This is a genomic window from Sorangium sp. So ce204 (assembly GCF_051526795.1).
GTDB lineage: Bacteria > Myxococcota_A > Polyangia > Polyangiales > Polyangiaceae > Sorangium > Sorangium cellulosum_B.
Map to the genome: position 1 here is coordinate 5521299 of NZ_CP150317.1, position 12440 is coordinate 5533738.

A 12440-nucleotide genomic window follows, 5' to 3' on the forward strand; every position below is an offset into this window, starting at 1 on the left:
GGGGGCGAGGAGGGCGATGGCCCCACCCGCGTCATGAGCGACACGGAGCGGCAGGCCGCGCTTGCCGCCGTGCGCGGAGCGCAGGCCGCGGCCGCCGCCGCTGCGGTCACCTCCACGACCGCGGAGACGGTTCGCCCTCCGCCGCCGCCTCCTCCCGCGGGGGCTCCCCCTCCCTCCGGGTCGGGCGCGGCGGCGCACGAGCTGGCCGCCGAGACGGTCCGCCCCGCTGCGCTCCCCAAGGGGCTCGCAGCGGCGGCTGCGCACGACGCGACCGCCGACACGGTCCGTCCACCCGCTCCTCCCACGGGGAGCGCGGCGAGCCTTGCGGAGAGCGAGCCGGCGGAGGCGGACCCCCTCGTCGGCACCACGGTGGCGGGCGCGTACCACGTCATCCGCCTGCTCGGCGAAGGCGGCATGGGCCGCGTCTACGAGACGCACCACACCCGCATCCCGGGCAAGCGGTTCGCGCTGAAGACGCTCCACCCCGAGCTCTCCCAGCAGCCCACCGTCCTCGCGCGGTTCCAGCGCGAGGCCGAGGCCGCAGCGTCGATCCGGAGCCCGCACATCGTCGAGATCTTCGACGTGAACCGGCTGAGCGACGGCCGTCCGTGCATCATCGCCGAGTACCTGGATGGCAAGGGCCTCGACGAGCTCCTCGCAGGGTCGGGAGGGCGGCTTCCGGCCGGCGCCGCGGTGCGGATCGCGCGCGAGGTGTGCGACGGCATCGCGGCCGCGCACGCCGCGGGCATCGTGCACCGGGACATCAAGCCGGAGAACATCTTCCTCACGGGCGACCCTGCGTGTCCGACCGTGAAGGTCCTCGATTTCGGCATCTCGAAGACCTCCGCGCCGTCCACGCTCACGAGGACCGGCATGGTGCTCGGAACGCCGGCGTACATGGCCCCGGAGCAGGCGAAGGGGGAGGAGATCGATCCTCGGGCCGACATCTACGCCGTGGGGGCGGTCCTCTACCACGCGCTCACCGGGCAGCGCCCCTTCGAGCGCAGCGACCCGACGGCAGTACTCCTCGCGGTCATGACGGAGGAGCCGCCGCCGCCGCGATCGCTGAACCCGGAGATCCCGCCGGGCCTGGAGGCCATCGTCCAGCGCGCCATGGCGAAGCAGAGAGAGGGCCGCCACGCCTCGATGGGCGAGCTCGCCAGCGAGCTCGCGCCCTACGAGGAAGCGGCCGCGCCCGGGCCGCCCAGCGCTCGCGCGTCGCTCGCGCGCGCGTCCGTCGTGCTCGGGCGGCCTTACGCGCTCTCGCACGCCTTCGGCCTTCCCGGCTCGGCGTCGTCGGAGGCGTACCTGACGCGGCAGATGGTCTTCCTCGTGGTGAGCCTCGGCCTTGGGTGGCTCGGCGCGGGCCTCGTCAGCTGCCTCGCCGGCTTCGCGCGCGCGGCGAGCAGTGACGCCGCGGCCCTGTCGGGCCAGGGCGCCACCCTGCTCACGCTCGGGATCCTGTGCGCCCTGTTCGGCGTCGGGCTTCTCGGCGGCTTCTATGTCTTCCGGCGTGTCTGGCGGGACGACGCCCGGATGAGCGCGCTCGCGCCGCGGCTCACGACGCCCGTCGTGATCGCCCTCGTGGCCTACGGTTCCGCGTCGCTGCTCGTGCGGCTCGTCGAGGCCGTGCTCCTGCAGCGCGCCATCGGCATCGCGTGGCCGGTCTGGGACGCGTTGCTCTTCCTCATCAGCGTGCTCGCCGCGGGCGCCGCCGCCCTGTTCCAGTGGCGAGGACAGCGGCGATGAGCTCGCGGCCGGGCCGCAGGACGCGGGCCATGGGCCGCTGTCCGGGCGTGTGTTAGGGGGGAGCAAGCCATGCCAGCGCAGGCACCTGGGACGAGCGCCCGCCAGGCCAGCACCCCCGATAGACCGGGCACACAGGCGGGAACAACCACCGTGATCGGCGCAGGCGGCAACGCCTCGGGCTCGCGCGCCTCCCTGCTGGCGCGGACGCCGCCCGCGGCGCGCTGGCTCGCCACGGGCGCGGCTGCGCTCGTGGCCGTCGTGTTCGCCGCGGCGCTGCTGCGCGACGGCGTCTCGCTCTCCCGGCTCGAGGCGGCCTCGCGCGCAGAGCGCGCGCCGCCGTCGAGCTCCGGCCTCCGGCGTCCGATCGCGCCGCGACCTTCCGATGCCGTCCCCGCCGACGAGCTCGCCACGGCGACCGCGGGCGGCGTGCTCGCGCTGGAGGCGCTCGCCTCGCGCTACCCGAAGGATCCGGCGATCTTCCGCGCGCTGATGCTGCGCCACGCGCTCCCGCCGCCTTACCACGCCGCCGCGCTCGCCGCGGCGAAGCGGCTGCTGGAGCTCGATCCGGGGGCGGCGGCCGACGACGACGTGAAGCGCATCGTCTCGAGCATCGCCGGCGGACCGCCCGAGGCGGCCTCGGGCGCGCTCGACCTCATGGCGAGCGGCATGGGGAGCCACGGGGCGGATCTGCTCTACGAGCTCGCGGTGGGCAGCTCCGCGCTGAAGGAGCGCGCCGCGAAGCGGCTCGCGGAGGCCGCGGTCCTGGGGCGAGCGACGCCCGCGCTGCGCATCGCCCACGAGCTCCGGATCGCGCCCTCCTGCAAGGCGAGGCAGGCCCTGCTGGCGCGCGCGACGACCGATGGCGATCGGCGCGCCGTCGATGTGCTCGCGCCGCTCATCACCAGCAAGGGCAAGGGGTGCGGCTTTCTGGGCATGAGCCGGTGCGCGGCGGCGTGCGCCTCGATCGCGGGAGAGATCAAGGCGGCGATCCAGGCGATCGAGGGGCGCACCGGGCCATCGCCCCGGGCGGCCGACGCGCCTGCGAGCCGATGACCGCGCCTGCGAGCCGATGACCGCGCCCGCGAGCCGATGACCACGCTCGCGAGCCGATGACCGCGCCTGCGAGCCGATGACCGCGCCCGCGCGCCCATCGTCTCACGCGCGAATCGATGACGTTGACCGAGGGTTGCGCAGGTGGGAGCCTTGCCATAATAGGGCTCAACTCATGTACGTTCCTGCTCAACCCTGGTCGCCGGACTCATGGCGTGAACGGTTCAACGCCGCGCCGCTCCCCTATGACGATCCCGATGCCGTCCAGGTGTCCGTCGAGAAGCTCCGGGCGCTGCCGCCGCTCGTGACCTCGTGGGAGGTCGAGCGGCTCAAAGGCTATCTGGCCGAAGCGCAGCTCGGCCGCCGGTTCGTGCTCCAGGGGGGAGACTGCGCGGAGACGCTCGACGACTGCCGGCCGAACATCGTCACGAACAAGCTCAAGATCCTGCTCCAGATGTCGCTCGTGCTGGTGCACGGCGCCCGCCGGCCGGTGGTGCGCCTCGGGCGCTTCGCCGGGCAGTACGCCAAGCCGCGCTCCAGCCCCGTCGAGACGCGCGATGGCGTGAGCCTGCCCAGCTATTTCGGGGATCTCATCAATCGCGCTCCCTTCGACGCCTCCGCCCGGCGCCCCGATCCAAACCTGATGATCGCGGGATACCAGCACGCGGCGATCACCCTGAACTTCATCCGTTCCCTGTCGGAGGGCGGCTTCGCCGATCTGCATCACCCGGAGTACTGGGACCTGAGCTTCCTCGAGCGGGCGGATCTGCCCGGGGAGCTGCGCGAGCGATACCAGCGGATGACAGAGCAGGTCGGGGAGGCCCTTCGGTTCATGGAGGCGCTCGCGGAGGTGCCGGTCGGGGAGCTCTCTCGGGTCGAGTTCTTCACGAGCCATGAAGGGCTCAACCTGCACTACGAGTCCGCGCAGACGCGGAAGGTCGCGCGCCGGCCTGGCTTCTACGACCTGACGACCCACCTGCCCTGGATCGGCGAGCGCACGCGGCAGCCGGACGGCGCGCACGTCGAGTTCTTCAGCGGCGTGGAGAACCCGCTGGGCATCAAGCTCGGCCCGAAGACGCTCCGCGACGACGTGATCCGCCTCCTCGACCGGCTCAACCCGGCGGACGAGCCGGGCAAGATCGTGCTCATCGTGCGCATGGGCGCGGGCCGCGTGCGCGACGGGCTCCCGCCGCTCATCGAGGCGGTGCGGTCCGCGGGGCGCAAGGTGCTCTGGATGTCCGACCCGATGCACGGCAATACCCAGACGACGTCCAGCGGGATCAAGACACGGAATTTCGAGGATATCCTCACCGAGATCGAGGCGAGCTTCGAGGTGCACGAATCCATGGGATCCCACCTCGGCGGCGTCCACTTCGAGCTCACGGGCGACGATGTCACCGAGTGCGTCGGGGCGGGGCTCACGGAGTCCGATCTCGACCAGCGCTACGCCAGCCTGTGCGATCCGAGGCTGAACTACCGCCAGTCGCTCGAGATGGCGTTCCGCATCGCCCACCGCATGGCGGAGGCCTCCCGGCGCGCGAAGGGCTGAGTCGAGGGCAGGAGTCTCCTGCTGGCGTTCCGTCGAGGCTGCCCAATGAACACCCGCAGGGGGTAGTTCGCCATGCAGACCATCTCGACGGAACAGGGTGAGAGCCGACAGGGCGGAGAGCAAGCCGCGACGGATACCTCGCACGAGTGCCCGCAGCGCTCCGGCGCCAGCCCCACGCTGCTCGAACATTTGCTGCCGGAGGCCGATATCGTCATGAACCACGCTGTCGTGGTGATGGCGCCGCCGGAGGTGACGTACGCCACGCTGAAGAGGGTGGATTTCGCGAGGAGCCGCTCTCTCCTGCTGCGCGCGGTCTTCGCGCTCCGCCTGGCCGCCGTGCGGCGCGCCCGGCGCAGGCTCCGCCTCGCGCCGCTCCCGGCGCGCGTGCGGATGTCGCTCCAGAACATCGAGGATCACGGCCAGTCGAAGCTGGCCGAAAAGGAGGGTTCCGAGATCGTCATCGGCTCGATCGAGCGCCTGTTCAGCGTGGAGAGCCTGTTCACGAGGCGGACCGCCGCCGAGTTCAAGTCGTTCGACTGCGCGGGTCACTTCAAGGCGGCGGCGAGCTTCGTCGTGATGCCCTACGGACAGCGCCGGACGCTGCTCGCGTACGAGTCGCGCATCCGCGCGACCGACACGCGGACGAGGCGGCGGCTGTTCCTCCTGGACGCGCTGACGGCGCCGCTCGGGAGGCTCGTCATGCGCCGGATGCTCCGCGTCGTCGCCAGGGTCGCCAAGTACCAGTGCGCGGCGCCGGCGCATCATCATCATCGCCAGCAGGCCATGTAGCGCGATCACTGGCGATCCGTCGCGACTCCACCGATGAATCACCGCGGGGGCAGTCCGCCATCCGGGCGCGCCTTGCGCCGCGGCCCTCGCTCGTGCACCCTACGCGGCGAAGGAGGCCCGCCGTGCACCCCATTGCATCGACGAGCCTCTGCCTGACGCGCCCCTGAGCGCGCCGGCGAGGCTCACATCCCCGAGCTCATCTCGCGTGTCGCTGGAACAGCGCGGCCGACGCGTAGGTGCGTCGCCGCGCCCTCGGGAGCATGGCATGGGCAAAGATCGATCGCGGAGCCGCGAACGCGCGCGCTCCGTCGTGGATGCAGGTTCGTTGTTCGGTGGGACGGCGGCGCGGAGCGCGCAGCGCAAGGAGCGCCAGCTCTGCCGTCAGGTGCAGGAGGCGGTGAGCGACGCGCTCGCCGCGCTCCGCGACGACGTCCTCCAGGACGTCTGGGTGATGGGTGTGGAGCCGGCGCCGGACGCCAGCCGGCTCGCGGTGATCGTGCAGGTCAGGCCTGGCACGCCGCCGGAGGTGGCGGCGGCGCGGCTGGAGAAGGTGGCGGGCTACGTGCGCGCGGAGGTCGCGGGGGCGATCACCCGCAAGCGCGCGCCGACGCTCGCGTTTCAGGTGCTGCCGCCGGAGGGAGAGCCGTGAGCGCGCGCATCTCCGCGTGGCTCCCGGACGGCGCGAGCGCGGCGCTCAGCGCGTCGCTCTCGCGGCTCGCGCGCACCGACGACGTCGCGCACATCGCGGTCATGCCCGACGCGCACGTGGCCGACGACGTGTGCGTCGGCACGGTGACCGCCACGACCTGTCGCCTCTTGCCGGCGGCGGTCGGCGGCGACATCGGCTGCGGTATGGTCGCGCTGCGGCTCCGCGCGGACGCCGATCTGCTCGCGGATCGCGATCGCGCGGCGCAGCTCCTCTCCGCGCTGCGCCGCCGCGTCCCGCACCTGTTGCGCCCGGCCGCCGGCGCCCCGCCGCTGCCCGGCGATCTCGCCGAGGCGCGGCTCGGCGCGCCTCGCATCGAGGCGATGAAGCACCGCGAGGGCCGGATGGAGCTGGGCACGCTCGGCCGGGGCAACCATTTCCTGGAGGTGCAACGCGACGAGGAGGGCGCGCTGTGGCTGCTCCTCCACAGCGGCTCGCGCGCCATGGGCCCGGCGATCCGGCAGCACCACGAGGCGCTCGCGGCGCGCGACCCGTCGGGCGTCCGCTTCCTCGACGCGGACAGCGAGGCCGGGCGCGCGTACCTCGATGACGCGGCCTGGGCAGCGAGGTACGCGCGGGCGAGCCGCGCGCGGATGGTCACCGAGGCCCTCTCGCTCTTCGCCGAGCTGTTCGGCGTGGACGCCGACGCGTCGTCGCGCATCGAGATCGATCACAACCACGTCCGGCGCGAGGAGCACGGCGGACGCGCGCTCTGGGTGCACCGCAAGGGCGCCATGGGGCTCGCCGAGGGGGAGCCCGGCGTCGTGCCCGGGTCGATGGGGAGCCCGAGCTTCCACGTCGAGGGGCGCGGCCACCCCGAGGCGCTCGGCTCGTCAGCGCACGGCGCCGGGCGCGCGCTGCCGCGGGGCGAGGCGCGCCGCCGCATCGGCGCGCGGCAGCTGCTGCGCGAGGCCGAGGGCGTGTGGTTCGATCACCGCCTCGCGGACCGGCTGCGCGAGGAGGCGCCCTCGGCCTACAAGGACATCGGCGCGGTCATGCGGGCGCAACGCGACCTCGTGCGCGTCGTCCGCCGGCTCTGGCCGGTGCTCGTCTACAAGGCGCCATGAGCGGACCCGTCACGGCCGGTCGAGGGTGACGACGGGCGACGTCCATGTCTCCCAGTGCGCCTCGTTGTCCGGATCGCCGAGCGCCCGGAGCGCGCGGAGCTCGATCAGGTAATCCCCGTCCGGGACGACGGTGTGCCTCCCGTCGAGCTTCGTCGTGCCCTTCCATCCATACCGCGTGACCGCCGTCGCGGAGGCGCTCTGACCGACGTGGGACAGCATCAGCGCGCGCCCCCACGGCTTCGCCGTGGCGGCGTCGACGATGTCCAGCGTCAGGAGCTCCGCGCCGTGATCGAGGTGGACGACCACGTAGGGCATGTCGTCCGACGCCAGCGTGTAGGCCGCGCCGCGCGGCTGCTTGGTCAGGCGTGTCCCGCTCAGCTTGCCGAGCCACGGAGCCCCGGGACCCGACCGCTTGAGGAGGGGCAGGCTCTGGTAATCGCCCTTGAAGCCCGCATACGGCACCCGCAGCAGGCCGTCGGCCGCCCCGCCCCGCGGCGTGAACACGAGGTAGCCGCCGAACAGGCCGCCTTCCGCGAGCGCGTCGCTCGCCGTGACGGTGACGGAGACGATCGCGCTCCCGGCGGCGGGCACGGTCACGCTCGCGGCGCTGAAATCGACGCGCGCGGCGCCGGTCGTGGCGCTCGCCGGCGCCCAGTGGTCGCCCCCTGTCGCGCACGCCGCGGGCGCGTGCGACAGGTCGTAGGTGACGTCGCGCCCGCTCGAGTTCTCGAGCGTCAGCGTGCGCAGGGCGGGGCCGGCCTCGCTCTCTCCCAGCGAGAGCTTTCCAGGGCTGATCAAGGTGGTCGCGCGGATCGCCCGGTCGACGCGGATCACCCCTGCGCCCTGCCGGTGCGCGCTCTCCGGCACGCCGGCGCCCAGATCGCCGCCCCACGGCGCGGGGACCGCGGTGTTCTGGAGGACGTCGCGCACGCGCCCCGCGGACAGCTCCGGGCGCGCGGCGAGCAGGAGCGCGACGGCCCCGGCCACGTGCGGCGCCGCCATCGACGTCCCGCTGAGCGTGTCGTACGAGCCTTGCTCGATCGGCACCGTCGAGTAGATCGTGCCGCCGGGCGCGGCGAGATCGGGCTTGAAGGACAGCGCCGCGCTCAGGCCGTGCGAGCTGAAGCGGGAGACGAGGCCCGCGGTGCTGTTCCGCGCGGCCACGGCCCGATGGGTCCAGCTGTGGGTCACGGGCCCGGCGTCGAGGCGCGCGTCGAGCAGCTCGCCGTCGGCCTGCGCGATCCCCACGACCGGGATGGTGATCGGCGGGTCGCCCTCCACGGACGGGCTCATCGCCCCGGACCGGTCGTTGTAGAACAGGACGCCTATGGCGCCCGCGGCCTGCGCGCGCGCGGCCTTCTGGTGGAACGAGCAGCCGCCGCGCCGGACGAGCGCGATCTGGCGCGCGAGGCTGCCGGCGGGGAGCTCGGCGCACGCGTCGCGGGCGCTGGTGGTCGTCCCCGTGCGCGCGAGGGCGGCGCTCCCCGAGAGCGGCGCGGGCGGGCTCCCGGCGCCGCGGGTGTAGCCGATCACGGCGTTGCCCGGCGCGACGGTGAACGACAGGGTGGTGACGCGCGTGCTGTCGACGGACGCGGTGCCGATGACCGCCTCACCCACGCCGGGCGCGCCCGCGGCCCAGAGCCCCTTCTCGCCGTTGTTGCCGATCGACGCGACGACCGCGACGCCGCGCCCGACGAGCGCGCTCGCCGCCGTCGCCGTCGGATAGTCAGGCCACTGGAACGGCGTTCCGATGCTGATGTTGATGACGTGCATGCCGTCGCTGGCAGCCCGCTCCATCGCCTTGAGGATGATGTCGGCGCGCGAGCCGCCGCGGCAGCCGAACACGCGGTAAGCGCCGAAGGTCACGTCCGGGGCCACGCCCTGCACGACCCCGCTCGCCCCGATGATGCCGGCGACGTGCGTGCCATGGCCCAGGCAATCGTCCGGCTCTCCGTCGGGCACGGGCGGCTTGGTCGCGTCACTGGCGACGAAATCGTCGCCGACGAAATCATAGCCGAACGCCACGCGGCAGCCCGGGCCGAAGCAGCCTCCGAGATCGGGGTGATGGTAATCGATGCCGCTGTCGATCACGCCGACGCGGATGTCCTCGCCGGTCACGCCGAGCTCTCGGCGCACGATGTCCGCGCCCGACATCTCGCCTGCGACGGCGAGGTCCGGGTCGACCGCCGGCGCGGCGCGCGTTGTGTCGAGCTCCACCGGCACCACGGGGTAGACGGCCTTGACCCCGGGCATGTCCACGAGCGCGGCCGAGCTCTCCCGCGCGACCCAGACGGAGAGGCCGTTCCAGAGCTCCTCGAACGAGAAGCGTTGTTTGTACCGGAGCCCGCGGGCCACGGCGGCTCGCCGGAAGAGCTCCCGCTCCTCCTCGACAAGGCCCTTGACGCGGGCGCCCCCGCTGGCCCTCGCGACCGGCGCTCGCTCGAACTCCACGAACCAGAGCTCCGTGGCCTCCTCCGGCGCGAACGTCGCTTCGCCTGGCTCCGAGTCGTCCGGAGGGACAGTGTCCCGGCCCGCCTCCTTGTCTCCGGTCTCTCCGCTGCACCCTGAAAGCGCGAACCAGAGAGATGCCAGAACGAGCCGACAACCACCGCACCTCACACGCCCCTTCCCGCGCGCTCCGATCATCGATTCAGCTATGTTCGATGACGCGAATCGGTCAAGCGTGAGCGGTGCGAGAACGGAGGGAGGCGCGCGCCACGGACCGTCATTGTCGCAGACCATGGAAGAGTGGTTGTTTCAGAGCAGCCGCCCTTTCGGGTCGGGCGTAACGAGAGTTGCGCTGTGCGGCCCTGCCACGCGCGACGGAGCGCGGCGGCGCGGCGGCGCGGCGGCGCGGAGCCCAGGGCGCCATGAGAGGCGCCCTCGAGAGGTCGTTATCTCGTGATGTCGTCGCTGTCCTGCCATGCCGCGGCGTACGAGCTCGTCGCGCTCACGAGGCCGCCTCGGCCTCCGGCGGCGCGGGACGGCCCCGGACGTTGCCGGTCCTCGAGCGCTCGACTAGCGTGGCGCGACTCTCCGGCGCGGGCGGCGCCGGGGCTCGGATGCACGATGACGGTCCTCGAGCGCGCCCTGTTCTCCTTGCACCATCGCCTGGTCCACGTGCCGCGCGTGGGCCGCGTCGCGCGGGCGCTCGCCGCGCAGGTGGGCCCTGCGGCGTCGCTGCTCGACGTGGGCGCGGGCGACGGCACGGTCGCGCTGGAGGTCGCGCGCCTGGTCGGGGCGCGCCGCGTCGTCGGCGTGGACGTGAAGGCGCGTCCCGGGGCGGCGCTGCCGGTCATCGGCTATGACGGCGAGCGCCTCCCCTTCCCCGACGCGACGTTCGAGGCGGTGCTCCTCTCCGACGTGCTGCACCACGCCGCGCGCCCCGGCGCGCTGCTCGCCGAGGCGCTCCGGGTCGCGTCGCGCGTCGTCGCGCTCAAGGATCACTTCCGGTTCGGCCCGGTCTCGGAGCGCGTGCTGCTCTGGATGGATCGCGCCGGCAACGCCGCGCCCGGCGTCGAGGTGCGGGGCACGTACTTCACGCCGGGCGAGCTCGTCGCGCTCGTGCGCGGCGCGGGTGGCCGCGTCACCGGCCTCGAGTGGCCGCTCCGGATCCACGATCTGCCGTTCCGCCTCGTGACCCAGGATCGCCTCCAGTTCGCGGCGCGGATCGAGCGCCTGACCACGGGAGCCGCGGGAGCCGCGGGAATCACGGGAGGCGCGCGATGACGGAGCTCAGGTCGTTCGTCGTCGGCGGCGCCGGGTTCATCGGGAGCCACCTTACCGATCGCCTGGTCGAGCGCGGCCCCGTGACGATCTACGATAACCTCTCTGTCGGGCGCCGCGCGTTCGTGGCGTCGCACCTCGCCTCCGGGCGCGCGACGCTCGTCGAGGCCGACGCCCTCGATCTGGAGCGGCTCACCGAGGCCATGGCGGGCCACGACCTCGTCGTGCACCTCGCGGCGAACCCCGAGGCGCGCTGGGGGCTCGCGCGGACGCGGCTCGACCTCGATCAGGGCACCATCGCGACGTACAACGTGCTCGAGGCGATGCGGCGGACGGCCGTCAGCCGGCTGATCTTCTCGTCCTCCGGGACGGTCTACGGCGACACCGCGCGCCGGTGCGCGGAGGGCGATCTCGGCGCCCTGCCCATCTCGCTCTACGGCGCGAGCAAGCTCGCGGGCGAGGCGCTCATCAGCGCCTACGTCGAGTGCTTCGGCCTCACGGCGTGGATCTACCGCTTCGGCAACGTCGTCGGGCCGCGCGGGACGCACGGCGCGGCGCTCGATTTCCTGAAGAAGCTGCGCGATCGGCGGACGGAGCTCGAGGTGCTCGGCGACGGGCGCCAGTCGAAGCCGTACCTCGATGTCCGGGACTGCGTGGAGGGGATGCTGTTCGGCTTCGACCAGGCCAGGGAGCGGCTCAACATCCACAACCTCGCGCCCGAGGACGCGACGAGCGTCTCGCGCATCGCGGAGCTGTGCGTGGCGGCGTCGCCCTATCCGGACGCGGTGATCCGGTATCAGGGGGGCGAGCGCGGCTGGCCTGGCGACGTGCCGCGATCGCGGATGGATCCTGGCAAGCTGGCGGCGCTGGGCTTCCGCGTGCGCCACACGAGCGACGAGGCGGTCCGGATGGCGGTGGAGGCGCTGGCGAGCGAGGTGTTCGGGGGCGAGCTGGCGCGACGAGCGCAGTGAGCGCGCCGTCGACGCGGCCGCCGCCGCGCGGGTCGGCCGCGGTGGTAGAGTCCGCGCATGTCTGAGCTCACCCTCTACCTCGGGAACAGGACCTATTCATCGTGGTCGCTCCGGGCCTGGCTCGTCCTGAAGCAGGCTGGCGCCGACTTCGAAGAGGTGGTGATCCCTCTCCAGGCGCCCGGCACGCGCACCCTGGAGATCCAGCGTTACTCTCCGTCGGGCAAGGTGCCGGCCTTGCAGCACGGGGCGCTCACGATCTGGGAGTCGCTCGCGATCGCCGAGTACGCGGCGGAGCTCTTCCCCGCGGCGAAGCTCTGGCCGGAGGCGCGCGACGCGCGCGCCGTCGCGCGATCGGTGAGCGCCGAGATGGCGAGCAGCTTCGCCGCGCTCCGCACCGCGCTGCCGATGAACGTGCGGCGGAAGATCCAGGGCGTGGCGATCACCGACGCGGCGTCGCAGGACATCGCGCGCGTCCAGGCGATATGGAACGACTGCCGATCGCGCTTTGGCCAGGGAGGCGAGTTCCTGTTCGGGCGCTTCAGCGTGGCGGACGCCATGTACGCGCCGGTCGCGACGCGGTTCGACACGTACGGCGTCGAGCTCGACGCGGTCTCCCGGCGCTACGTGGCGTCGATCCTCGCGCTGCCCGCGATGCACGCGTGGATCGCGAAGGCCAGGGAGGAGCCGCACATCATCGAGGCGTACGAGGCCATCGGCGTCGTGGGCATGTAACACGTAATGCAACACGTAATGCAACACGTAAACAGATAGACAGATAGGTAGAGGCGAGCGCGGCCCACGCCGCGCCCGGGATCACCGACGGCGCCGCACCG

Annotated in this window: 10 protein-coding genes; 9 read left to right on the plus strand and 1 reads right to left on the minus strand. The window is 73.0% G+C overall.

What is annotated here, in order from left to right; genetic code table 11:
• Window positions 1-33 precede the first annotated feature (33 nt).
• The 6 genes from WMF22_RS20445 to WMF22_RS20470 all read left to right on the plus strand — a co-directional run bounded on the left by WMF22_RS20445 (window position 34) and on the right by WMF22_RS20470 (window position 6910).
• Window positions 34-1749 (plus strand): serine/threonine-protein kinase, encoded by a 1716-nt coding sequence (locus WMF22_RS20445; protein WP_437300725.1) that lies wholly within the window; start codon window positions 34-36, stop codon window positions 1747-1749.
• 150 nt (window positions 1750-1899) lie between these two features.
• Window positions 1900-2802: a hypothetical protein gene (locus WMF22_RS20450; protein ID WP_437300726.1), complete on the plus strand. Its 903-nt coding sequence runs from the start codon at window positions 1900-1902 to the stop codon at window positions 2800-2802.
• 172 nt (window positions 2803-2974) lie between these two features.
• On the plus strand, window positions 2975-4348 hold the full coding sequence (locus WMF22_RS20455) for a 3-deoxy-7-phosphoheptulonate synthase class II (RefSeq protein WP_437300727.1): 1374 nt from the start codon (window positions 2975-2977) through the stop codon (window positions 4346-4348).
• Between the two features lie 72 nt (window positions 4349-4420).
• Window positions 4421-5137: a hypothetical protein gene (locus WMF22_RS20460; RefSeq protein ID WP_438036771.1), complete on the plus strand. Its 717-nt coding sequence runs from the start codon at window positions 4421-4423 to the stop codon at window positions 5135-5137.
• Between the two features lie 325 nt (window positions 5138-5462).
• Entirely contained in the window at window positions 5463-5786 is a 324-nt protein-coding gene (locus WMF22_RS20465; protein ID WP_437300729.1) for a ribosome-binding factor A, read from the plus strand.
• Window positions 5783-6910 carry an RtcB family protein gene (locus tag WMF22_RS20470; RefSeq protein WP_438036772.1) on the plus strand — a complete coding sequence of 376 codons (1128 nt, stop codon included), beginning with the start codon at window positions 5783-5785 and terminating at the stop codon, window positions 6908-6910. The genes WMF22_RS20465 and WMF22_RS20470 overlap by 4 nt, the downstream gene beginning before the upstream one ends.
• A gap of 9 nt (window positions 6911-6919) precedes the next feature.
• Here the strand turns inward: WMF22_RS20470 and WMF22_RS20475 are convergent, their stop codons facing one another.
• Window positions 6920-9556, minus strand: coding sequence for a S8 family serine peptidase (locus WMF22_RS20475; RefSeq protein ID WP_438036773.1), 2637 nt, complete (start codon window positions 9554-9556; stop codon window positions 6920-6922).
• 423 nt (window positions 9557-9979) lie between these two features.
• Between WMF22_RS20475 and WMF22_RS20480 the strand changes: the two genes are divergently transcribed.
• From WMF22_RS20480 to WMF22_RS20490, 3 genes are read left to right on the plus strand one after another with little or no spacing between them, the layout of a single operon-like run.
• The gene (locus tag WMF22_RS20480) at window positions 9980-10639 is read left to right on the plus strand and encodes a class I SAM-dependent methyltransferase (RefSeq protein WP_438036774.1); all 660 of its coding nucleotides are present in this window, start codon (window positions 9980-9982) and stop codon (window positions 10637-10639) included.
• The gene (locus WMF22_RS20485) at window positions 10636-11607 is read left to right on the plus strand and encodes an NAD-dependent epimerase/dehydratase family protein (RefSeq protein ID WP_437300733.1); all 972 of its coding nucleotides are present in this window, start codon (window positions 10636-10638) and stop codon (window positions 11605-11607) included. Before WMF22_RS20480 ends, WMF22_RS20485 begins: the two co-directional genes overlap by 4 nt.
• Before the next feature lie 57 nt (window positions 11608-11664).
• Entirely contained in the window at window positions 11665-12339 is a 675-nt protein-coding gene (locus WMF22_RS20490; RefSeq protein WP_438036775.1) for a glutathione S-transferase family protein, read from the plus strand.
• Window positions 12340-12440: the final 101 nt, after the last annotated feature.